19 protein-coding genes are annotated in these 21,499 nt (G+C 63.1%); 12 read left to right on the forward strand and 7 right to left on the reverse strand.

The window, feature by feature from the left end; genetic code table 11:
• Positions 1-54: 54 nt before the first annotated feature.
• From tsaB to DBO86_RS21065, 4 genes are all read left to right on the forward strand, one after another.
• Entirely contained in the window at positions 55-738 is a 684-nt protein-coding gene (tsaB, locus tag DBO86_RS21050; protein ID WP_074857994.1) for a tRNA (adenosine(37)-N6)-threonylcarbamoyltransferase complex dimerization subunit type 1 TsaB, read from the forward strand.
• Positions 739-851: 113 nt separating this feature from the next.
• The gene (locus tag DBO86_RS21055; protein ID WP_106734408.1) at positions 852-1,196 is read left to right on the forward strand and encodes a hypothetical protein; all 345 of its coding nucleotides are present in this window, start codon (positions 852-854) and stop codon (positions 1,194-1,196) included.
• 42 nt (positions 1,197-1,238) lie between these two features.
• Positions 1,239-2,108 (forward strand): DUF72 domain-containing protein, encoded by an 870-nt coding sequence (locus tag DBO86_RS21060; protein WP_108234734.1) that lies wholly within the window; start codon positions 1,239-1,241, stop codon positions 2,106-2,108.
• Between the two features lie 12 nt (positions 2,109-2,120).
• Positions 2,121-2,822 carry an extensin-like domain-containing protein gene (locus DBO86_RS21065; RefSeq protein WP_108234735.1) on the forward strand — a complete coding sequence of 234 codons (702 nt, stop codon included), beginning with the start codon at positions 2,121-2,123 and terminating at the stop codon, positions 2,820-2,822.
• A gap of 251 nt (positions 2,823-3,073) precedes the next feature.
• Here DBO86_RS21065 and DBO86_RS21070 read toward each other — a convergent pair whose 3' ends face one another.
• Entirely contained in the window at positions 3,074-3,841 is a 768-nt protein-coding gene (locus DBO86_RS21070; protein ID WP_244185587.1) for a hypothetical protein, read from the reverse strand.
• 106 nt (positions 3,842-3,947) lie between these two features.
• Between DBO86_RS21070 and DBO86_RS21075 the strand changes: the two genes are divergently transcribed.
• A complete protein-coding gene (locus DBO86_RS21075) occupies positions 3,948-4,739 on the forward strand; it encodes a class I SAM-dependent methyltransferase (protein WP_003462628.1) in 792 nt (263 codons plus the stop codon).
• A 4-nt stretch (positions 4,740-4,743) separates the two neighbouring features.
• Here the strand turns inward: DBO86_RS21075 and DBO86_RS21080 are convergent, their stop codons facing one another.
• Entirely contained in the window at positions 4,744-5,379 is a 636-nt protein-coding gene (locus DBO86_RS21080; RefSeq protein WP_108234737.1) for a TetR/AcrR family transcriptional regulator, read from the reverse strand.
• A gap of 91 nt (positions 5,380-5,470) precedes the next feature.
• On the opposite strand from DBO86_RS21080, the gene DBO86_RS21085 reads away from it, so the two are divergent.
• Both DBO86_RS21085 and DBO86_RS21090 read left to right on the forward strand, forming a co-directional pair.
• On the forward strand, positions 5,471-6,574 hold the full coding sequence (locus DBO86_RS21085; RefSeq protein WP_108234738.1) for an efflux RND transporter periplasmic adaptor subunit: 1,104 nt from the start codon (positions 5,471-5,473) through the stop codon (positions 6,572-6,574).
• Positions 6,575-6,580: 6 nt separating this feature from the next.
• Positions 6,581-9,655, forward strand: coding sequence for an efflux RND transporter permease subunit (locus tag DBO86_RS21090; protein ID WP_108234739.1), 3,075 nt, complete (start codon positions 6,581-6,583; stop codon positions 9,653-9,655).
• 287 nt (positions 9,656-9,942) lie between these two features.
• Here the strand turns inward: DBO86_RS21090 and bfr are convergent, their stop codons facing one another.
• From bfr to DBO86_RS21105, 3 genes are all read right to left on the reverse strand, one after another.
• Positions 9,943-10,413 carry a bacterioferritin gene (gene bfr / locus DBO86_RS21095; RefSeq protein ID WP_003462607.1) on the reverse strand — a complete coding sequence of 157 codons (471 nt, stop codon included), beginning with the start codon at positions 10,411-10,413 and terminating at the stop codon, positions 9,943-9,945.
• A gap of 269 nt (positions 10,414-10,682) precedes the next feature.
• Positions 10,683-12,212, reverse strand: coding sequence for a glycerol-3-phosphate dehydrogenase (glpD, locus tag DBO86_RS21100; RefSeq protein ID WP_108234740.1), 1,530 nt, complete (start codon positions 12,210-12,212; stop codon positions 10,683-10,685).
• 205 nt (positions 12,213-12,417) lie between these two features.
• On the reverse strand, positions 12,418-13,176 hold the full coding sequence (locus DBO86_RS21105) for a DeoR/GlpR family DNA-binding transcription regulator (protein ID WP_104728832.1): 759 nt from the start codon (positions 13,174-13,176) through the stop codon (positions 12,418-12,420).
• Between the two features lie 98 nt (positions 13,177-13,274).
• Between DBO86_RS21105 and ybaK the strand changes: the two genes are divergently transcribed.
• The 3 genes from ybaK to DBO86_RS21120 all read left to right on the forward strand — a co-directional run bounded on the left by ybaK (position 13,275) and on the right by DBO86_RS21120 (position 16,250).
• Complete coding sequence (gene ybaK / locus DBO86_RS21110; protein ID WP_104728835.1) at positions 13,275-13,745, forward strand: Cys-tRNA(Pro) deacylase; 471 nt, start codon at positions 13,275-13,277, stop codon at positions 13,743-13,745.
• 82 nt (positions 13,746-13,827) lie between these two features.
• Positions 13,828-15,315, forward strand: coding sequence for a glycerol kinase GlpK (gene glpK / locus DBO86_RS21115; protein ID WP_108234741.1), 1,488 nt, complete (start codon positions 13,828-13,830; stop codon positions 15,313-15,315).
• Positions 15,316-15,443: 128 nt separating this feature from the next.
• Positions 15,444-16,250, forward strand: coding sequence for a PhzF family phenazine biosynthesis protein (locus DBO86_RS21120; RefSeq protein ID WP_108234742.1), 807 nt, complete (start codon positions 15,444-15,446; stop codon positions 16,248-16,250).
• On the opposite strand, the gene DBO86_RS21125 is transcribed toward DBO86_RS21120, so the two are convergent.
• Complete coding sequence (locus DBO86_RS21125; protein ID WP_108234743.1) at positions 16,251-17,357, reverse strand: ABC transporter ATP-binding protein; 1,107 nt, start codon at positions 17,355-17,357, stop codon at positions 16,251-16,253. It lies immediately after the preceding gene.
• Positions 17,354-18,274 (reverse strand): ornithine carbamoyltransferase, encoded by a 921-nt coding sequence (gene argF, locus DBO86_RS21130; protein WP_108234744.1) that lies wholly within the window; start codon positions 18,272-18,274, stop codon positions 17,354-17,356. Before argF ends, DBO86_RS21125 begins: the two co-directional genes overlap by 4 nt.
• Positions 18,275-18,656: 382 nt before the next feature.
• Here argF and DBO86_RS21135 point away from each other — a divergent pair, with 382 nt between their 5' ends.
• Positions 18,657-20,765, forward strand: coding sequence for a molybdopterin oxidoreductase family protein (locus DBO86_RS21135; protein ID WP_108234745.1), 2,109 nt, complete (start codon positions 18,657-18,659; stop codon positions 20,763-20,765).
• A 221-nt stretch (positions 20,766-20,986) separates the two neighbouring features.
• Positions 20,987-21,313: a Grx4 family monothiol glutaredoxin gene (gene grxD, locus DBO86_RS21140; protein ID WP_003246056.1), complete on the forward strand. Its 327-nt coding sequence runs from the start codon at positions 20,987-20,989 to the stop codon at positions 21,311-21,313.
• Positions 21,314-21,499: the final 186 nt, after the last annotated feature.

Below are 21,499 nucleotides of genomic sequence, written 5' to 3' on the forward strand. Positions count from 1 at the left end.
ATGTCGTCGAGCCGGTCTAATGCCGGCTCTTTTTTATTCAGCTGTCCGAATGCAATGACCACTCTCCTGGCCCTCGATACCGCCACCGAAGCCTGCTCCGTCGCACTGCTGCATGATGGTCGCGTGCTCAGCCACTACGAAGTCGCCCCGCGCATGCACGCGCAGCGCCTGTTGCCGATGATTCAGCAACTGCTGGGCGAGGCGGGTATCGCCGCATCGGCGCTGGATGCCATCGCCTTCGGTCGTGGCCCGGGTGCGTTCACCGGTGTGCGCATCGCCATCGGCGTGGTGCAGGGGCTGGCCTTTGCCCTGGATCGTCCTGTGCTGCCGGTATCCAATCTGGCCGTGTTGGCCCAGCGTGCGCTGCGTGAGCAGGGCGCGACTCAGGTCGCAGCCGCCATCGACGCGCGCATGGACGAAGTCTATTGGGGCTGCTACCGCGTCGAAGCCGGCGAGATGCGTCTGCTCGGTCAGGAGGCGGTGTTGCCGCCGGAGCATGCCGAGGCGCCGCGTGGCAGCGATGGTGAGTGGTTCGGCGCCGGCACCGGTTGGGGTACCTTCGCCGCGCGTATCGCCCTCACACCTGTGAGCATGGATGGCAGCATGCTGCCGCACGCCGAAGACCTGCTGACTCTGGCCCGTTTTGCCTGGGCCCGTGGCGAGGCGGTACCGGCCGATCAGGCGCAGCCGGTGTACCTGCGTGACCAGGTCGCCACGCCGAAAGCACCGCCGGCATGACAACTGGTCGGATGCTTGGCGTCAGGATTCCTTCGGCATTTGCCAAGGACGCAGCCCGCCGCTACATTGCCAGCACTGTCCCTTGTTCAGCCGAGCCCACCGAGCAGTCCTAGATGCGGATCGACGGTTACTTACCCTCCTACTCGCCAGACCGTGGCCCCCGTTCGGGCACCGCGGTCACGCCCTATCGCGAGGCGCAGCGGGAGGTCGAGGCTCAGCGTGAACAACCGGCTGCACCCGCCAGTAGCCAGGGGCTGGAGCAGGCGCCGCAGATTCGCCGCGTACAGGCCAGCAGCAGTAACACCGACAGCCTGCCGACCCGTTCGCAGGATCTCGGTTATCAACAGCCTGCGCTGAGCAACCGTGCTGCACAGGCGTTGGCCAGCTACAGCACCACCGCCGCTTACGCCAGCGATTACGATGCGCAGGAAGTGCTCGGGCTCGATCTCTACGCGTAACCCCGTTTCACGCCCTCTCAGCCAGGCCCGCTAAACCGATCGATGAGCGCTGCGCTTCCCTATTACCTCGGTTGCCCATCCTGGAGCGAAGCGGCCTGGCGCGCCACGCTGTATCCGCAGGATACCCGGCCAACCGAGTTTCTCAGCCGCTACACCGAGGTGTTCAACGCGGTGGAAGGCAACACCACGTTCTATGCCAGGCCCAGCGAGCAAACGGTGGCGCGCTGGGCGCAGGTCATGCCGGCGCACTTTCGTTTCTGCGCCAAGTTGCCGCGAGACATCAGTCATAGCGAGGATCTTTGCCAGCAACTGGATGAGGTCACGCAGTTTCGCCAGTTGCTGGCGCCGCTCGGCGAACGGGTGGCGCCTTACTGGCTGCAGCTGCCGGCCAGCTTCGCGCCGTCGCGGTTGGCGGAACTGGCGGCGTTCATCGAACAGTGGGGAGACTGGCCACTGGCGATAGAGGTGCGCCACCCGGAGTTCTTCGCCAAGGGCAATGCCGAGCGTATGCTCAATCGCCAGCTGCACGAGCGTGGTATCGAGCGCATCTGCCTGGATTCGCGCGCGCTGTTCAGCTGCGACTCGCAGGAACCCGCCGTGCTGCATGCGCAAGCCAAGAAGCCGCGCCTGCCGACTCGGCCTACCGCGTTCAGTCAGGGCCCGCAGTTGCGCTTCATCGGTCACCCCGAGTTGCTGGCTAACGACCCCTTCATGATGCCCTGGGTGGACAAGGTCGCCGGCTGGATCGAGCTGGGGTTGCGCCCTCATGTCTTCGCCCATACCTCGGACAACCGCCTGGCACCGGAGCTGGCGCGGCGTTTTCATGAGCAGCTGATGCAGCGCCTGCCTGGCTTGCCCGAACTGCCGGTTTTGCAGACGGAGCCGGAACTGGAGCAGCTTGGCTTACTCTGATGGAGCATGGATATGCTGATACGGATAATCGGCCGTTTGCTGTTTCTCTTCGTGCTACTGGGCGCGGCGTTGCTGGTAGCGCTGTGGCGTGGTTGGCTGGATGTGGCGCCGCGTTTCAACCCCTGGGCGCCGCTGGATGTGCGAGAGACGCCGAACCTGCTGACCCCCTTCAAACTCTTGCGTCTGGGTGACGATCGCGAGTTGTGCGACTTGGCCCTGGCGACGTCCGGGCTGCGTTTTACCCGTCTGGCCGACAGCGCGCCGTACCCGGGTTGCCCGGTGGAAAACGCCGTGCGCATCCAGGGCGCCAACGTTGGCCTGAGCAGCAGCTTCATGGCCACCTGCCCGCTGGCGGTGAGTTTCGCCCTGTTCGAGCGACATGGCTTGCAGCCGGCTGCGCAAGCGGTGTTCGGCCAGCCGGTGAGCCGCGTCGAGCATGTCGGCAGCTTCACCTGTCGCAGCATTGCCGGTAGCCAGCGGCCCAGCCAGCATTCCTATGCCAACGCGCTGGATATGGTCGGCTTCCGTCTGCGCGACGGCCAGCACATAAGCGTGCTGCGCGACTGGCCGGGGCAGGGCGACAAGGCGCGCTTTCTGCGTCTGGTGCAGGAAGCGGCCTGTGACAGCTTCAACGTCACCCTGGGCCCGGAATACAACGCCGCCCACCGCGATCACTTTCACGTGGACATGGGCATGTGGCGGATGTGTCGCTGAGGCGCTTGCGATCCGTAGGGCGGGTGCAACCCGCCATAGCGCCAATGACGGGTTGCACCCGCCTTACGGCAACGAAAACGCTTCGCCATCCCTAGCAGGCTGTTGAAAAACTACCTGCGTTGCCATTGCTGCGTTAAAAACAGGCTCGCGTGCGAGCCCAGTCAAAATGCTCATTTACAACTCGTAAACTCCGCTTTTTCGCCTGTATTTGCCTTGCACTGGCTGCCTCGGCTACGTTTTTCAACGGCCTGCTAGCGCTTGGCCAACAGCAGATCGGCCGCCTGTCCGCTGCGCCCATCGGCGAACTCGAATCGGCCCAACTGGGCGATCTGGTCGTAAGCGCCGAGGGCGATGCTGACGTCGCGGGCACGCAGGTCGATGGCGCTGACGCCTGCTTCGCCGAGTGTCTGCAACTGCTGGCGGCCCTGGGCATCGAAACGCAGCAGGCGCAGCTGGTCGAATACCGCATCGGCCGCATCGATACGGCCGTCGCCGTTGTCGTCGAAGCGGGCCAGTTCGGCGAAGCCATTGGCAGCGCCATGCTGATCGCCGAACAGCTCGCGACCATCGTCGATATACCCGTTGCCGTTACGATCCAGCGCCAGTAGTGCGTCGTCACCGGTGGGTACGCTGATCGAGTCCATGCGTCCGTCGGCATCCAGATCGAAGCGCACCGGACGGCCAAGACCGCTGGTGGAGAAGCCGTTGCCAGCCATATCCAGCACCAGCGGATCGACCTGCTGGGGCGCCTGGCCCACGCTGACATTCAGCTCCAGACCGCGTTGATCGATTACCGCCTGGCTGACCACGGCGGCGCTGCTGGACACGGCAGGTGGTTCGGCAGTTTCCCGCAGTTCACGAGCGATCTCACCGGGTTTCTGCTCTTCGTCTATCCCAAGGGTGCGGCGCAGAATCTGATAGTTGATGGATTCGCGCGCCGCACGGTCGAGCTCGTCGTCCAGCGGACGGGGGCTGGCAGGGCTGCTACCAGGACGCGGGGCGGAGAGGGCGTCGAACATGTTCACTCTCGATGCGGCTGTCGGCGGCCGGGTCTGGCAGAATGCCGCTTCTTCGATATCGGCCGTGTGGCCGGTGCTTTGAGTGATTTTTGAGCAGAACGAGCCAATGACCGACGAGCGGCACAACGCCAGCATCCGTATCCAAGCCCTTCACCCCCAGTACGCCGCAGCGGCCGCTCAATGGGCATCGCGCCTGGGCTTGAGGCAGGACGGCGAGACCGAGTTCGCCCTGCAGCTGGGTGATGACGGGCTGCAACTGGTCGAGCTGGGCGACAAGGCGCCTGGCCCGGTACGGGTGGATTTCGTCGAGGGGGCGGCGGCGCATCGGCGCCAGTTCGGCGGCGGCAGTGGGCAGATGATCGCCAAGGCGGTGGGCGTGCAGTCGGGCATTCGGCCACGGATTCTCGACGCGACTGCGGGGCTGGGGCGTGACTCGTTCGTGCTGGCCAGCCTGGGCTGCGAGATGACCCTGATCGAGCGCCAGCCGCTGGTGGCGGCGTTGCTGGAGGACGGCCTGCAGCGTGCGGCACTGAACCTCGATGTGGCGCCCATCGTGGCGCGCATGCGCCTGCTTACCGGTAACGCCATCGAGCTGATGCGCAGTTGGCAAGGGGAGGCGCCACAGGTGATCTACCTCGATCCGATGTTCCCGCATCGCGACAAGAGTGCGCTGGTGAAGAAGGAAATGCGCCTGTTCCGCCCGTTTGTCGGCGATGACCTGGATGCGCCGGCGTTGCTCGAAGCGGCGCTGGCGCTGGCCACTCACCGCGTGGTGGTCAAGCGCCCGCGCAAGGCCCCGGCCATCGAAGGTGGCAAGCCGGGCTATGTGCTCGAGGGCAAATCCAGCCGTTACGACATCTACCCGAAGAAGAAGCTGGAGCCCGGCGCTCAGGTGTAAGCAGTCAGGGTCTGTAGGAGCGCAGGAACAGTTGCACGGCGTCCTGCACGTGATGCTCGGCGGCTTCACCTTCCAGCGGTTCGCCACAACCGATCAGCAGGCGAAAGTGCGCGCCGCCCTTGAGCAGGCTGAAGAAGTGATCGGCGGCCAGATGCGGATTATCCAGGCTCAGCAGACCGCGCTTGGCGGCCTTGCGCAGTAGCACTTCCATCTCTTCCTGCACCCGCTTCGGACCGGCTTCGTAGAACAGCTGCGACAACTTCGAGCCCTGGCTGGCCAGGTTCACCATCATCCGGTGCATTTCTACCGATTCGCGACTGTTGACCAGCGCCAGGAAGCCGCGCGCGATTTCCAGGAGCTGGCTTTCCAGCGGCACGTTATCCGGCAGTTCGAACAGCAGTTCGGGAAGCTGCTCCTCGCACTTGGCCTTGATCGCCGCAGAAAACAGGGTCTCCTTGTTGGTGAAATGGCTGTACACCGTGAGCTTGGAAACCCCAGCCTCGGCGGCGATGGCGTCCATGCTGCTGCCGTCGTAACCATTACGCAGGAACAGGCTCTTGGCCGCCTCGAGGATGGCACGACGTTTGGCGGGATCCTTTGGTCGGCCGGGGCCGGAAGGTTGTAACAACTTGTCAGTCATTGGCGGATTTTAATACTGGACTGGTGAGTTTGCTATTTTTACTATACCCGCCAGTACAAATATTCCAAACCTTCTCTGAAAGGTCTTACACATGTCTGGCCATGTTCTCCCGCTTGTTGCTTCTCTGGGTCTCGTCTTCCTGCTGTCTGCCTGCGGTAACGGTGAACAGGCGGAACAACCGATCCGTCCTGCCATGGTGGTGCAGCCGCAGCCGGCTACTGCGCTGGTCGACAGCTATCCGGGCGAGGTGCGTGCACGTTACGAGCCGGAGCTGGCCTTCCGTATCGCCGGCAAGGTGAGCAAGCGCATGGTGGATGTCGGCGACCGGGTGAAGAAGGATCAGCCACTGGCCGAGCTGGACCCGCAGGACGTGCGCCTGCAGCTGGAAGCCATCCGCGCGCAGATGGCGGCCGCCGAGGCCAACCTGCAGACCGTGCGCGCCGAGCGTGAGCGCTACAAGGCGTTGCTTGGGCGCAATCTGGTCAGCCGCTCGCAGTTCGACAACGTCGAGAACCAGTACCGTGCTGGCGAAGCGCGTCTGAAACAGGTCAAGGCCGAGTACGACGTGGCCCGCAATCAGACCGACTATGCCGTGCTGCGGGCCTCGCAGGACGGCGTGATCGCCCGTCGTGCGGTCGAGGTGGGGCAGGTGGTGGCGGCTGGTCAGACGGTGTTCACTCTGGCTGCCGACGGTGAGCGTGAGGTGTCGATCAGCCTGCCGGAGCAGAGCTTTGGTCGTTTCGAGATTAGTCAGGTGGTCGAGGTGGAACTCTGGTCGCAGCCCGATCAGCGTTTCCCCGGACGCATCCGCGAGATGGCGCCGGCGGCCGATCCGCAGTCGCGCACTTTCGCCGCCCGTGTCGCTTTCACCGAAGGCAAGGTGCCGGCTGAGTTGGGGCAGAGCGCGCGGGTATTCATCGCCAGCAATGGCGAGGTACCGCTGGCGGTGCCGCTGTCGGCACTCAGCGCCGAGCAGGACCAGGCGTTCGTCTGGGTCGTGGACCCCAAGGAGCACACTGTGCAACGCCGGCCGGTCCGAGTGGGCGCCTATGGTGACGACCGGGTGCCGGTGCTGGAGGGGCTTTCCGCCTCCGACTGGGTAGTGGCCGCCGGCGTCCAGTTGCTGCGCGAGGGCCAGAGGGTGCGCCCCGTGGATCGCGACAATCGCAACGTCGAACTGGCCGCCAAGGAGTAAGCCGGCATGAATTTCAACCTGTCTGCCTGGGCGCTACGTAACCGCCAGATCGTTCTCTACATCATGCTGCTGTTTGCCGTGGTCGGCGCGCTTTCCTATACCAAGCTGGGGCAGAGCGAAGACCCGCCGTTCACCTTCAAGGCCATGGTGATTCGCACCAACTGGCCGGGCGCCAGCGCCGAAGAGGTATCGCGCCAGGTCACCGAGCGCATCGAGAAGAAGCTGATGGAGACCGGTGAGTACGAGCGCATCACCAGTTTCTCCCGTCCGGGCGAGTCGCAGGTCACCTTCATGGCGCGCGACTCCATGCGCAGCTCGGAGATTCCCGAGCTGTGGTATCAGGTGCGCAAGAAGATCAGCGACATTCGCCACACGCTGCCGCCCGGCATCCAGGGGCCGTTCTTCAACGACGAGTTCGGCACCACCTTCGGCAATATTTATGCGCTGACTGGCAACGGTTTCGACTATGCCGTGCTCAAGGACTACGCCGACCGCCTGCAGTTGCAGCTGCAGCGGGTCAAGGATGTGGGCAAGGTCGAGCTGGTGGGGCTGCAGGACGAGAAGATCTGGATCGAACTGTCCAATACCAAGCTGGCGACCCTCGGTCTGCCATTGTCCGCCGTGCAGCAGGCGCTGGAGGCGCAGAATGCGGTGGCGGCTGCCGGTTTCTTCGAAACCGCCAGCGAGCGTATTCAACTACGTGTGACCGGGCGCTTCCAATCGGTGGAGGAAATTCGCGATTTTCCCATTCGCGTCGCCGATCGTACCTTCCGCATCGCCGACGTGGCCGAGGTCAAGCGCGGTTTCAATGATCCACCCGCGCCGCGCATGCGATTCATGGGCGAGGACGCCCTGGGCATTGCCGTATCGATGAAGGACGGCGGCGATATCCTGGTGCTGGGCAAGGCATTGGAAGACGAGTTCGCCCGTCTGCAACAGACGCTGCCGCTGGGCATGGAGCTGCGCAAGGTGTCGGATCAGCCGGCAGCGGTGAAGACCGGCGTGGGCGAGTTCGTCAAGGTGCTGGTGGAGGCGTTGGTGATCGTGCTCGCGGTCAGCTTTTTCTCCCTCGGTCTGCGCACCGGCCTGGTGGTGGCGCTGGTGATCCCGCTGGTGTTGGCGATGACCTTCGCCGCCATGTATTACTTGGGGATAGGCCTGCACAAGATTTCTCTCGGTGCGCTGGTGCTCGGCCTCGGCCTGCTGGTGGACGACGCGATCATTGCGGTGGAGATGATGGCGATCAAGATGGAGCAGGGCTACGACCGCTTCAAGGCGGCCAGCTTCGCCTGGACCAGCACCGCCTTTCCGATGCTCACCGGCACGCTGATTACCGCGGCCGGGTTCCTGCCCATCGCCACCGCGCAGTCCGTTACGGGTGAGTACACCCGGTCGATCTTCCAGGTGGTGGCCATTTCGCTGATCGCCTCATGGATCGCGGCGGTGATGTTCGTGCCCTATCTGGGCGACAAGCTGCTGCCCGATCTGGCCAAACTGCATGCGGCGAAACACGGTGGCAGCGCAGGCGGTCATGACCCTTATTCGACGCCGTTCTACCGCCGTGTTCGCGCCACGGTGCAATGGTGCGTGCGTCGTCGCGGCATCGTGATCCTGCTGACCGTTGCGTTGTTCGTCGCCTCTGTGTTGCTGTTTCGCTTCGTGCCGCAACAGTTCTTCCCGGCCTCCGGGCGCCTGGAGCTGATGGTCGACATCAAGCTGGAGGAGGGCGCCTCGCTGAGCGCCACCGAGGCCGAAGTGCATCGTCTGGAGAAGCTGCTCAAGGAGCAGCCCGGCATCGACAACTACGTGGCCTATGTTGGCACCGGCTCACCGCGTTTCTATCTGCCGCTCGATCAACAATTGCCGGCGGCAAGCTTTGCACAGTTCGTGGTACTGGCCAAAAGCATCGAAGAGCGCGAGCGCCTGCGTGGTTGGCTGATCAAGGTGATGAACGACGAGTTCCCGACCCTGCGTAGCCGCGTCAGCCGCCTGGAGAACGGGCCGCCCGTGGGCTACCCGATCCAGTTCCGCGTCAGCGGCGAGCATATCGACGAGGTGCGTGCCCTGGCCCGTCAGGTGGCGGACAAGGTGCGCGAGAACCCGCATGTGGTGAACGTGCACCTGGACTGGGAGGAGCCGAGCAAGGTGGTGATCCTCAATATCGATCAGGATCGTGCCCGTGCCCTGGGGGTCAACACCGCCGAGCTGTCGCGCTTCCTGCAAGGCTCGCTGTCCGGCACCAGCGTCAGCCAGTACCGTGAGGGCAATGAGCTGATCGAGATTCTTCAGCGTGGCACGCCGCAGGAACGCAAGGCACTGAGCCTGCTGCCGAGCCTGGCGGTGCCGACCGACAGCGGTCGCAGCGTGGCGCTGTCGCAGGTGGCAACCCTGGAATACGGCTTCGAGGAGGGCATCATCTGGCACCGCAATCGCCTGCCCAACGTCACCGTGCGTGCCGACGTCTATGGCAAGCAGCAACCGGCCAGTCTGACCCAGCAGATCCTGCCGACGCTGGACCCGATCCGCGCGGAACTGCCAGCGGGTTATCTGCTGGAGGTCGGCGGCACGGTGGAGGACTCGCAACGCGGACAGAAATCGGTGAACGCCGGTATCCCGCTGTTCATCGTGGTGGTGCTGACGCTGCTGATGCTGCAGCTGAAAAGCTTCTCGCGCTCGGCGATGGTGTTTCTCACCGCGCCACTTGGCTTGATCGGCGTCACCCTGTTCCTGTTGATCTTCCGCCAGCCGTTCGGCTTCGTTGCCATGCTCGGCACCATCGCCCTGGCCGGGATGATCATGCGTAACTCGGTGATCCTGGTCGATCAGATCGAGCAGGACATCAGCCACGGTCTGGATCGTTGGCACGCCGTTATCGAGGCCACGGTGCGCCGCTTCCGTCCCATCGTGCTCACTGCACTGGCGGCGGTGTTGGCGATGATTCCGCTGTCGCGCAGCGTGTTTTTCGGGCCGATGGCGGTAGCGATCATGGGCGGGCTGGTGGTGGCCACGGCATTGACCCTGTTGTTCCTGCCGGCGCTGTATGCGGCGTGGTTCCGGGTCAAGGAGAGCGAGGCGCGTTGAGTCGTGGGAGGCGCTTCAGCGGCGACTTGCTATCGCGGCTTGAGTCCCTTCCACGAGATTCTTCATAGCAATAAAAAACGGGAGCCAGTGGCTAATGTCAGTCAGTTAAGCCGTTGCACTCGATCTTTGTAGGAGCCGGCTTGCCGGCGATCCGCCATAAAAAGCATCGCCAGCAAGCTGGCTCCTACGAAAAGCGCCCCCTCTACTGCAAGTAGGAGGGGGTGGTGACGAACTTATCTGATCAGCATTAAGCCAGTGGCTCCCGTTTTTCGTCGAGCGGATCGGACTTATTCGTCCATCTGCGATTGCAGGTAGTTCTGCAGGCCGACGGCTTCGATCAGGCTGAGCTGGGTTTCCAGCCAGTCGATATGATCCTCTTCGGAGCAGAGGATTTCTTCGAGCAGTTCGCGGCTGGCGTAGTCACCGATGCTCTCGCAATAGGCGATGGCGGCCTTCAGGTCACCGTGGGCCTTGTGCTCGATCTTCAGGTCGCACTCGAGCATTTCCTTGGTGTTTTCACCAATCAGGATCTTGCCCAGATCCTGCAGGTTGGGAATGCCTTCGAGGAAGAGAATGCGCTTGATCAGCTTGTCGGCATGCTTCATCTCGTCGATGGACTCGTGGTACTCGTGTTCGCCGAGTTTCTTCAGGCCCCAATCTTCGTACATGCGCGCATGCAGGAAGTACTGGTTGATGGCGACCAGTTCGTTACCAAGAATCTTGTTCAGGTGTTGAATGACCTTCTTGTCGCCTTTCATGACCGCTCCTGCTGCTTCAATGACCGTGATGACCTCGGATTTTCGGCCTGGTTTTCCCTTATGTCAAACTTAAGTGTTTGAAACATAAGTAAAAATAAAACTGAATAAGAATGTTTTTATTCCGCATCATGACGCCAAGTTATTGAATCAACGCAATAAAAAAGTTACTGAAAGTTCTACGCTGACTGAAACGGGGAAGTAACCCCGATATTTTATTTTTCCGTGCCCATAAAAAAGCCCCGCAGAGCGGGGCATGGGGCACGCAGAATTCAGGCAGCGTAAGCCGAATGCGGGTCGCGGCTGTTCAGGTAGTCCTGGAGGCGGGCCTGCTGCGCCGGGGTCATGAACAGGCCCAGTTTGCTGCGCCGCCAGAGAATGTCGGCACTGCTGCGCGCCCATTCTTCACGGCGCAGGTATTCCACTTCGCGGGTGTAAAGCCCGGCACCGAGATGTTCGCCGAGGTCGGTAAGGTTGTGTACGCCGTCGAGCAGGCGCCAGGTACGGCTGCCATAGCTGGTAGCCCAGCGTCTGGCCAGGCTGGTGGGTAGCCAGCCATAGCGTTCGCAGAGCGCTTCGACCAGGGCGCTCTGGCCTTGCAGATCCTCGCCACCGGGGAGCGGGGCGGTGGCTGTCCAGCTCGGCCCCAGGTTGCTGAAATGCGCGGCCAGTTCATGCATGGCGGATTCGGCCAGCTTGCGATAGGTGGTCAGCTTGCCGCCGAACACTGAAAGCAGCGGCGCCTCGCCCGGCGCGCCGGAGAGCGAAAGGGTGTAGTCGCGGGTAATGGCCGACGGCTCATCGGATTCGTCATCGCACAGTGGGCGCACACCCGCGAAGCTGTGCAGCACATCGTCGCGGCTGAGCTGCTGCTTGAAGTGATCATTGACCACCTTGAGCAGATAGTCGGTTTCCTCGGCGGTGATCGTCACCTGGGCGGGGTCGCCCTGATATTCGCGATCAGTAGTGCCGATCAGGGTGAAGCGCTCCAGATAAGGAATGGCGAAGACAATGCGACGGTCTTCGTTCTGCAGGATGTAGGCCTGCTCACCGTCATACAGGCGCGGCACGACGATATGGCTGCCCTGGATCAGGCGAATGCCGTACGGCGATTGCTGCTTGAGGTCTTCACGGATGAAGCGCGCGACCCAGGGGCCGGCAGCGTTGACCAGAGCGCGGGCGCGAATGGACAGCAGGCTGCCGTCGCTGCGCTCCAGGTGGATATGCCACAGGCCCTTGCTGCGCCGCGCACTGACGCAGCGAGTGCGCGTGTGGATGTGCGCGCCTTTTTCCCGCGCGGCCATGGCGTTGAGCACCACCAGGCGAGCATCGTCCACCCAGCAGTCGGAATATTCGAAACCGCGGCTGATCTCCGCTTTCAACGGGCTACCGGCGCCGAAGCGCACGCCGCGCGAAGCCGGCAGGCGCTTGCGCTTGCCCAGGTGGTCGTAGAGGAACAGGCCGGCGCGGATCATCCAGGCCGGACGCAGGTGTGGGCGGTGCGGCAGAACGAAGCGCATCGGTTTGACGATATGCGGCGCCTTGGCCAGCAACACTTCGCGCTCGGCCAGGGCCTCACGTACCAGGCGGAACTCGTGGTGCTCCAGGTAGCGCAGGCCGCCATGGATCAGTTTGCTGCTGGCAGATGAAGTATGGCTGGCCAGGTCGTCCTTTTCACAAAGGAACACGGACAGGCCGCGGCCGGCTGCATCGGCGGCGATGCCCACACCATTGATACCGCCGCCAACGACGGCGAGGTCATAGACTTCCGCAACGGGGCTGGCGAACTGGTCGTGGGGCATGTAGTACGCTCGGCTGTTGGATTCGAATGTGGTTATGTTCACTTTCGAAAATATGCTAGACGAAGATGCGCAGCTTCGCTACCCCGGCACGCGATTGCGCGCCGAGCGGTAGTTAAGAGGTGGGTTTGCAGTAGGGCGGGTGCAACCCGCCGATACGTTGCTGGCGGGTTGCACCCGCCCTACGCGATAGCCGTCGAGAGACCAATCAGACCAGATCGAGCTGGACCTTGTGGCTGTGCAGCAGGCGGGAGATGGCGGCTGAAGGTGCGCTATCGGTAAAGACGCGGTCGACCAGGGCGATGGAGCCCAGGCGTACCACGGCGTTACGGCCGAACTTGCTGGAGTCGACGGCGAGGAAAACCTGCCGCGCGTTGTCGATGATCGCCTGGGAAACGCGTACTTCCTGGTAGTCGAAGTCGAGCAGGCTGCCGTCGTCGTCGATGCCGCTGATGCCGACGATGGCGTAGTCGACCTTGAACTGCTGGATGAAATCCACCGCTGCCTGACCGACGATACCGCCGTCGCTGCGCACCGTACCGCCGGCCACCAGGACCTCGAAGTCGGCCTTGGCGCTGAGTTGCGCGGCGACGTGCAGGTTGTTGGTGATGATCTTCAGACCCTTGTGGTTCTGCAGCTCACGGGCGATGGCCTCGGTGGTGGTGCCGATATTGATGAACAGTGAGGCGTGATCAGGTATCTGCGCCGCCACGGCTTCGGCGATACGCTGTTTTTCTTCGCGCATCTGCCCGGCGCGCATGCCATAGGCGGTGTTCTGAATGCTTGATGATTCGCACGCCGCGCCGCCATGGGTACGACGCAACAGGCCGTGCTCGGCCAACAGGTTGATGTCGCGGCGAATGGTCTGTGGGGTAACGGCGAAGGCTTGAGCCAGTTCATCGATGCTGACGTAGCCACGGTCGCGGGCGAGGTTGAGGATGTCGTGCTGGCGGGGAGCGAGATTCATGAGCGCTTCCTGTGATGGTCACCCATTATAGGCTGTAGATGCGGAGGATTTCGGCCTGTTAATGTAGGGCATCTTTCACAGCGTTTTCACATTCGAACATGACTCCCGCAATCGATCTGTTGAAAAAGGCCAAGGCCGAACACCGCGTGCACAGCTACCAGCACGATCCCAAGGCGCCGTCCTACGGGCTAGAGGCGGCCGAGAAGCTGGGGCTGGCACCCGAGTGCGTGTACAAGACCCTGCTCGCAGCGACCGAGAAGGGCGAGCTGCTGGTGGCTGTCGTGCCGGTGGCGGGCAGCCTCGATCTCAAGGCGCTGGCAGCAGCTGCTGGGGCGAAGAAAGCGGACATGGCCGACCCGGCAGCCGCACAGCGCGCCACCGGTTATCTGGTTGGCGGCATCAGCCCGCTAGGGCAGAAGAAGCGCCTGCGTACCTTTATCGACGAAAGTGCACGCCAGCATCCCACCATTCACGTGAGTGGTGGCCGGCGAGGGCTGGAGCTGGAGCTCTCGGCCGAGACCCTGGCACAGCACACTCAGGGGCAGTTCGCCGCTATCGGCAAAGCCTGAAACGAGCAGTATGCTGCCAGCAAAATAAGCCAATCTGCGGTCAACAGCAGCGAACGTTACCGATAACAACAAGGAATCTTGCATGACCCAATACCTGCTAGCCATCGACCAGGGCACCACCAGCTCCCGCGCCATCATCTTCAGTGCCCAGGGATTGCCGGTTGCGCGCGCCCAGCAGGAGTTCAAGCAGTACTTCCCTCAGGATGGCTGGGTCGAGCACGACGGTGAGGAGATATGGTCCTCCACGCTCAAGGTTTGCCGCGATGCGATTGCCAGCAGCGGTCTGCAGCCCGAGGCGATTGCCGCCATCGGTATCACCAACCAGCGCGAAACCACCCTGGTGTGGGATGCCGTCAGTGGTACGCCTATCCATCCGGCCATCGTCTGGCAGGATCGCCGCACCGCCGACTATTGCGCCGGGCTCAAGGAGCAAGGCCACGAGGCGGAGGTCTCGGCCAAGACCGGCCTGTTGATCGACCCGTATTTTTCCGCCACCAAGCTGCGCTGGATACTGGAGAACGTACCCGGTGCCCGGGCGCGGGCCGAGCGCGGTGAGCTGCGCTTCGGTACCGTCGACAGCTTCCTGTTGTGGCGTCTGACCGATGGCAAGGTGCACCGCACCGACGCCAGCAACGCCTCGCGCACGCTGATGTTCAACATCCATACCCAACAGTGGGATGAAGAGCTGCTCAAGCTGTTCGAGATCCCGGCCAGCCTGCTGCCCGAGGTGCTCGATTGTGCCGCCGAGTTCGGTCACACCGACAGCGTGCTGCTCGGCGCCAGCATTCCGGTGCTGGGCATGGCCGGTGACCAGCAGGCGGCCCTGATCGGCCAGGCCTGCTTCGAGCCGGGCATGGTCAAGAGCACCTACGGTACTGGCTGTTTCATGATCCAGAACACCGGCGATCAGCCGGTGAGTTCGAAGAACCGTCTGCTCACCACGGTCGGCTATCGCCTTAATGGCAAGGTCACCTACGCGGTGGAGGGCAGCATCTTCGTGGCCGGTGCTGCGGTGCAGTGGTTGCGTGACGGTATCAAGCTGATCAGCCATGCGCGCGAAAGCGAGGCGCTGGCCGAGGCCACTGGTGAAGCCTGCGGCGTCTACCTGGTGCCGGCATTCACCGGCCTGGGGGCGCCGTATTGGGACCCCAAGGCGCGCGGTGCCATCTTCGGCCTGACCCGCGATACCGGGATCAAGGAGATCGTCACCGCCGGCCTGCAGTCGGTGTGCTACCAGACCCGTGACCTGCTCGAAGCCATGCGCCAGGATGGGGCGGCGGCGCCTAGCGCCCTGCGTGTCGACGGCGGCATGGTAGAGAACAACTGGGTCATGCAGTTTCTCGCCGACATTCTCGGCGTCAGTGTCGAGCGCCCCGAGGTCACCGAGACCACTGCGCTCGGCGTCGCCTACCTGGCGGGTCTGAAGCTGGGCCTGTACCAGGACCTGAACGCCATCGCCAGTCATTGGCATCGTCAGCAGCGTTTCGAGCCGCGGATGAACGATGCGCACCGCGAACGCCTTTACGCTGGTTGGCTGGATGCGGTGAAGCGGGTGCGCAGCGAGCCTTGAAGCACCCCGGGATCGTAGAAGCGGCTTTAGCCGCGATGCTCGGGCTTAACTGGAAAACAGCAACTGTATCTGTTGCGGCTTACCCTGCGCAGGCATGCTGGCGGCTCTCATCTGGCCAGGAATGCAGCATGCCTCTCGAATTCCATCAAGTTGACGCCTTTACCGATCAGCCGTTCGCGGGCAATCCCGCCATGGTCTATCGCCTGAATGCCTGGCTCGACGATGCCCTGATGCAGCGCATCGCTGCCGAGCACAACCTGGCCGAGACCGCATTCGTGGTGAAAGAGAGCGGTGCCTGGCATATCCGCTGGTTCACCCCAGTCAGCGAGGTGCCGCTGTGCGGGCATGCCACCCTGGCGGCGGCCAAGGTGCTATTCGACATCTATCAGGAACCGGCCGAGGTGCTGGATTTCACCTGCTTGTCCGGAGCGCTGCAGGTCACCCGGCAGGGCGAACGTCTGCAATTGGATTTCCCGGTGCGGCGCGCGGAGTTGGTGGCGCGGGAATTACACGAGCAGGCCGAGCGTGCGCTGGAGCGTCAGGTGGAGCAGGTACTGGCGCTGGGTAATGCTGATGGCGGCGTGCAGGAACTGATGGTGGTGCTGGATTCCGAGGCAGAACTCCGCGAGCTGAAGCCGAACCTGCCCGCGCTGGCTACCTTGCCTGGGCTTGGCGTGCTGGTCACGGCTGCCGGGGCCCAACATGACTTCGTTTCGCGCTACTTCGCGCCCAGTATCGGTATCGATGAAGACCCGGTCACCGGTTCGACCCACTGCATCCTGATGCCTTATTGGGGCGAGCGTCTGGGCCGCAACACGCTCAGTGCCTTCCAGTGTTCGGCGCGTGGTGGTGAGTTGCTCTGTCGTCTGGAGGGCGAGCGGGTGAAGATCGCTGGCCACGCGCGGCATATCGCCAGTGGCCAGCTGATGCTCTGATCAGTTGCTGCTGACCCGGCGCACGCCACCGGAGTCGCTGAGTTGCAATTGCGCGGCGACGCTGCCGAGAGCCGGGAAGGCCACCAGGTGATCGGCGGCGACGCGGATGCCTACCTCGTCGCCTGGCTGGTGATCGGCATGGCTGGGGAAGATCGATTCCAACTGACTGCCGGTCGGCAGTTGCAGGCGGTAGAGCGTGGCAGCGCCGAGGAAGGTCTTGCCGACGATGCGCGCCTTCAGTTCGCTGTGCTCGTCCGGGACGATGTCGTCCGGGCGCAGCAAGACGTCTACCGCGCTGCCCTGAGCCCAGGTATAGGCGCGGTTGCCGCGGATCATGCCGAGCTCGGTCTGCACCGTTTCCGGGCCGAGCAACTGGCCGCGAATGAAGTAACCCTGACCGATGAAGCTGGCGACGAAAGGCGTCAGCGGCTCGTGATAGAGATTGAACGGCGTATCCCACTGCTCCAGGCGACCATCCTTGAACACGCCGACGTGATCGCTGACGGCGAAGGCTTCTTCCTGATCGTGAGTGACCAGAATGGCGCTGGTGCCACGCGCCTTGAGAATTTCTCGTACCTCATGGCTCAGGCGTCTGCGCAGTTCGCCATCGAGGTTGGAGAAGGGTTCGTCGAGTAGCAGCAATTTCGGTTCCGGCGCCAGAGCGCGCGCCAGGGCGACCCGTTGCTGCTGACCACCGGACAGCTCGTGCGGGTAACGTTTGGCCAGGTTACCGAGCTTGACCAGCTCCAGCAGTTCTTGAGTGGCGCGCTCGGTGTTGGGCTGCTTGCGGATACCGAAGGCGACGTTTTCCGCCACACTCAGGTGGGGGAACAGGGCGTAATCCTGGAACACCATGCCGATATGGCGTTTCTCCGGCGCAAGGGTAAAACCGGCGCGGGAAATCACTTCACCTGCCAGTTCGATCTCGCCTTCCAGGACCGGCTCGAAACCGGCGATGGCGCGCAATGTGGTGGTCTTGCCGCAGCCCGATGGACCGAGCAGGCAGCCGATGTCGCCAGGGTTGAGGTGCAGGTCGAGATCCTGCACCACCTTGTGGGCGTGGTAGCCGCAGTTCAGCCCGCGTAGCTGCAGCAGAGGCTGGCTCATGCGTGGTGGTACGCCGGTTCGACCAGCATTTCCAGCAGCGCCTTCTGTGCGTGCAGGCGGTTCTCGGCTTGATCCCAGGCAACCGAGCGCGGGTCGTCGAGCAGGTCGAAGCTGATTTCTTCGCCACGGTGCGCCGGCAGGCAATGCATGAACAGCACGTCTTCGGCGGCGGCGTCGAGCAGCTCGCGGGTGACCTGGTAGGGGCGGAACAACGCCATGCGCTGCTCGGCTTCGTCTTCCTGGCCCATGGAGGCCCACACGTCGGTGCTCACCAGATGGGCGCCGGCCACCGCTTCTCGCGGGTTGCGCACGATCTGCACGCGCTCGCCGGCCTGGGCCAGAAAGCGCGCGTCTGGCTCGTAGCCAGCAGGGCAGGCGACCTTCAGCTGGAAGTCGAACTGCATCGCCGCTTCGATATAGGAGTTGCACATGTTGTTGCCATCGCCGATCCAGGCCACCGTCTTGCCGGTGATGCTGCCACGGTGTTCGAGGAAGGTCTGCATGTCGGCCAGCAACTGGCAGGGGTGCAGATCGTCGGACAGGCCGTTGATCACCGGTACCCTGGATTTAGCCGCGAACTCGGTGAGGTTGCTGTGGGCGAAGGTGCGGATCATCACCGCGTCGAGCATGCTCGACATGACGATGGCGGCATCGCCGATCGGCTCGCCGCGGCCCAGTTGGGTGTCGCGCGGCGAGAGGAAGATGGCCTGGCCACCGAGCTGGATCATGCCGGCTTCGAAGGACAGGCGGGTGCGAGTCGAGGCCTTCTCGAAGATCATGCCCAGCACGCGATTCTTCAGCGGCTCGAAAAGTACACCACGGTTGCGCAGATTCTTCAGCTCGATGCCTCGGCGGATCAACCCCACCAGTTCGTCCGGTGTGTAATCCATCATCGAGAGAAAGTGTCTGACGCTCATCGTTAACTACCTTTATCACTACAGTTCGCAAGCTTGCGTTCGGGGATAAAACCGACAAAAACAGCAGAGCTTGCGGCAGGAGGCCGCAGGGTGCGACGAAACAGGGGAAGGCGCGATCCTATAAGGAAATGACGAGACGGCGCAAGTTAACGCCTGCGGGCGCGCAGAATGATGTTTTACAAGCCTTTTTAGCCAAAGCGCTGGCGCCAGTGATATTGAACGCAGTCGTGCCAGGGGCCACGTACGTGGTGCTGCTGAATCGGCAGGCTTGATGCCTGTCGATTCATGAGACGAACGCTGCTGGCGTCGTCTCCGTGCTCGGCCCATAGTCCATGACCTGCGACCTGACCGGTCGTCTCGGATCAGAACAAGAGGCCAGGCCATGACCAAGTCCCTCCATTACCGTGCATGCCATCTGTGCGAAGCCATCTGTGGGCTCGCCATCGAAACTGAAGTGCAGCCTGATGGCAGCATGCAGATTCGCTCGATCAAGGGCGATGCTCGGGATAGCTTCAGCCGTGGCCATATCTGCCCCAAGGCCGTGGCGCTGCAGGACATCCAGAACGACCCCGACCGTATCCGTCAGCCCATGCGCCGCATTGGCGAGCAGTGGCAGGCCATCGGCTGGGAGGAGGCGTTCGAGCTGGTGGCTGAGCGCCTGAGCACGATTCAGACCGCCCATGGGCAAAATGCCGTGGCCGTGTATCAGGGCAACCCCAGCGTGCATAACTATGGGCTGATGACCCACAGCAACTATTTCCTCGGTCAGCTGAAAACCCGCAATCGCTTTTCCGCCACCTCGGTCGATCAACTGCCGCACCACCTGACCAGCCATCTGATGTATGGCCACGGTCTGCTGATTCCGATTCCCGATATCGATCACACCGACTTCATGCTGATTCTGGGCGGCAACCCCTTGGCCTCCAACGGCAGCATCATGACTGTGCCGGATGTGGAGAAGCGCCTGAAGGCCATCCAGGCCCGCGGTGGCAAGCTGGTGGTGATCGACCCGCGTCGCAGCGAAACCGCGGCCATCGCCGACCAGCACCTGTTCGTACGCCCCGGTAGCGATGCCGCGCTGCTGCTGGCGCTGCTCAACACCCTGTTCGAGGAAGGCCTGACGCGCGACAGCCATCTGCCGGTAGAAGGGCTGGAACAGGTGCGCGAAGCGATTGCTGGCTTCGATGCCGAGGCCATGAGCGCGCGCTGTGGCGTGCCGGCAGAAACCATCCGCCAACTGGCGCGGGATTTCGCCGCCGCAGACAAGGCCGTGTGTTACGGGCGCATGGGCGTTTCCACCCAGGCGTTCGGCACCCTGTGCCAATGGCTGGTACAGATCATCAATCTGGTGACCGGCAACCTCGATCGCGCGGGTGGCGTGCTCTGCACCACACCGGCGGTGGATCTGGTGGCAAGCACCTCCGGTGGGCATTTCAGCCGCTGGCAGAGCCGGGTATCCGGCCTGCCGGAATACGGTGGCGAGCTGCCGGTTTCGGCGCTGGCCGAAGAGATGCTCTCCCCGGGCGAAGGGCAGATCCGTGCCCTGGTCACGGTGGCTGGCAATCCGGTACTGTCCACGCCTAATGGGCGGCAGCTGGAGCAGGCGCTGGACGGCTTGGAGTTCATGCTCTCGGTGGATTTCTACATCAACGAGACCACACGGTACGCCGACCTGATCCTGCCGCCGACCGCGCCGCTGGAGCATGATCACTACGACACCACCTTCAATGTCTTCGCGGTGCGCAACGTCACCCGTTTCAACGAGGCGGTGCTGGCCAAGCCGGACGGCGCCTTGCACGACTGGGAAATCTTCGTCGGCCTGGCCAAGGCCTTCGCGGCGCGTAATGGCCTCGAGCTGAAACCGACCCTGGCGCCTGAGCAGATGATCGATATGGGCCTGCGTTTCGGCCCCCATGGTGATAGTAGCGAGCGCAAACTCAGCCTGGCGGCTTTGCGCGAGCATCCGCATGGGCTCGACCTGGGACCACTGCAACCGAATCTTGCTGCGCGCCTGAAAACGCCGAGCAAGGCGGTGCAGGCCGCGCCTGAGCTGCTGCTGGCCGATCTGGCACGTTTCGCCGAGCAGCAACAACCGGCTGCCCATGAACTGCTGCTGATCGGCCGTCGCCATGTGCGCAGCAACAACTCCTGGATGCACAACTATCACCGTCTGGTGAAGGGCAAGCCGCGTCATCAGTTGTTGATGAACCCGGCGGACCTGGCCAGGCGTGGTCTGAGCGATGGTCAGCGTGTGCAGGTGCGTTCGCGTGTGGGCAGCATCGAGGTGGAGGTCGCCGCCAGCGATGAGGTGATGGCCGGTGTGGTCAGCCTTCCCCATGGCTGGGGCCATGCCCGCCCTGGCGTGCAGATGGACATTGCCCGTGCGCAACCGGGGGCCAGCGCCAATGACCTGACCGACGAGCGCCAGCTCGATGCGCTGTCCGGCAATGCGGTGCTTAATGGTGTGCCAGTCGAAGTGGTGGCCGCGTAGATGGGCGTCTCTCCAGGTCGGGTTGTAGGAGCCGCGCCTCGCGGCGAAGGGTGGCCGTCACGCCATGTTGAGGAAATACCCAAGAGCTTCGCCCCGAGGCGGGGCTCCCACAGGGCATCGCAAGACCGCGTCGGCAAGGCCGAGCATTATGCTCGGCTTTTCGCTACAATCGCGCCACCGTGGCGACCGTCGGGTCGCGAAGTCTATGCTGAGGTGCCCCCATGGATATCATCGAAACCATCAAAGAGCAGATCGCCAACAACACCGTTCTGCTGTACATGAAAGGCTCGCCCAACGCCCCGCAGTGTGGCTTCTCTGCCCGCGCTGCGCAGGTTGTGATGGGCTGCGGCGAGAAGTTCGCCTACGTCGACATCCTGCAGAACCCGGAAATCCGCGCCAACCTGCCGAAGTACGCCAACTGGCCGACTTTCCCGCAGCTGTGGGTGGCTGGTGAGCTGGTCGGCGGTAGCGACATCCTCACCGAGATGTACGAGAAGGGTGAACTGCAGACCCTGATCAAGGATGCCGTGAGCAAAGCCGGCGCCTGATCGCTGCTTCTCGCAACAAAGAACCCGCCTAGGCGGGTTCTTTCGTTGTGCGCCAGGCATGGCGCGTAGCGCCGTGACTGGCGCTGTTCGGTTCACTGTGGTGGTGGACTGGACGACTTGGAGGTGAAAGTCCTCTACACACCCGGCAAGGGGAAGTGTTAGCCAGAGGCAAGGGTGTCGCGGGCG

It is taken from the genome of Ectopseudomonas oleovorans (assembly GCF_003052605.1).
Taxonomy (GTDB): Bacteria; Pseudomonadota; Gammaproteobacteria; order Pseudomonadales; family Pseudomonadaceae; genus Aquipseudomonas; species Aquipseudomonas oleovorans_A.

Excerpts from the sequence above, each read along its gene's own strand:
- DBO86_RS21135 (WP_108234745.1), top strand. The coding sequence starts at position 18,657 with ATGACCAAGTCCCTCCATTACCGTGCATGCCATCTGTGCGAAGCCATC.
- tsaB (WP_074857994.1), top strand. The coding sequence starts at position 55 with ATGACCACTCTCCTGGCCCTCGATACCGCCACCGAAGCCTGCTCCGTC.
- DBO86_RS21065 (WP_108234735.1), top strand. The coding sequence starts at position 2,121 with ATGCTGATACGGATAATCGGCCGTTTGCTGTTTCTCTTCGTGCTACTG.
- DBO86_RS21060 (WP_108234734.1), top strand. The coding sequence starts at position 1,239 with ATGAGCGCTGCGCTTCCCTATTACCTCGGTTGCCCATCCTGGAGCGAA.
- ybaK (WP_104728835.1), top strand. The coding sequence starts at position 13,275 with ATGACTCCCGCAATCGATCTGTTGAAAAAGGCCAAGGCCGAACACCGC.
- glpD (WP_108234740.1), bottom strand. The coding sequence starts at position 12,212 with ATGCCCCACGACCAGTTCGCCAGCCCCGTTGCGGAAGTCTATGACCTC.
- bfr (WP_003462607.1), bottom strand. The coding sequence starts at position 10,413 with ATGAAAGGCGACAAGAAGGTCATTCAACACCTGAACAAGATTCTTGGT.
- DBO86_RS21120 (WP_108234742.1), top strand. The coding sequence starts at position 15,444 with ATGCCTCTCGAATTCCATCAAGTTGACGCCTTTACCGATCAGCCGTTC.
- glpK (WP_108234741.1), top strand. The coding sequence starts at position 13,828 with ATGACCCAATACCTGCTAGCCATCGACCAGGGCACCACCAGCTCCCGC.
- DBO86_RS21105 (WP_104728832.1), bottom strand. The coding sequence starts at position 13,176 with ATGAATCTCGCTCCCCGCCAGCACGACATCCTCAACCTCGCCCGCGAC.
- DBO86_RS21070 (WP_244185587.1), bottom strand. The coding sequence starts at position 3,841 with ATGTTCGACGCCCTCTCCGCCCCGCGTCCTGGTAGCAGCCCTGCCAGC.
- DBO86_RS21075 (WP_003462628.1), top strand. The coding sequence starts at position 3,948 with ATGACCGACGAGCGGCACAACGCCAGCATCCGTATCCAAGCCCTTCAC.
- DBO86_RS21090 (WP_108234739.1), top strand. The coding sequence starts at position 6,581 with ATGAATTTCAACCTGTCTGCCTGGGCGCTACGTAACCGCCAGATCGTT.
- DBO86_RS21055 (WP_106734408.1), top strand. The coding sequence starts at position 852 with ATGCGGATCGACGGTTACTTACCCTCCTACTCGCCAGACCGTGGCCCC.
- DBO86_RS21080 (WP_108234737.1), bottom strand. The coding sequence starts at position 5,379 with ATGACTGACAAGTTGTTACAACCTTCCGGCCCCGGCCGACCAAAGGAT.
- argF (WP_108234744.1), bottom strand. The coding sequence starts at position 18,274 with ATGAGCGTCAGACACTTTCTCTCGATGATGGATTACACACCGGACGAA.
- DBO86_RS21085 (WP_108234738.1), top strand. The coding sequence starts at position 5,471 with ATGTCTGGCCATGTTCTCCCGCTTGTTGCTTCTCTGGGTCTCGTCTTC.
- grxD (WP_003246056.1), top strand. The coding sequence starts at position 20,987 with ATGGATATCATCGAAACCATCAAAGAGCAGATCGCCAACAACACCGTT.
- DBO86_RS21125 (WP_108234743.1), bottom strand. The coding sequence starts at position 17,357 with ATGAGCCAGCCTCTGCTGCAGCTACGCGGGCTGAACTGCGGCTACCAC.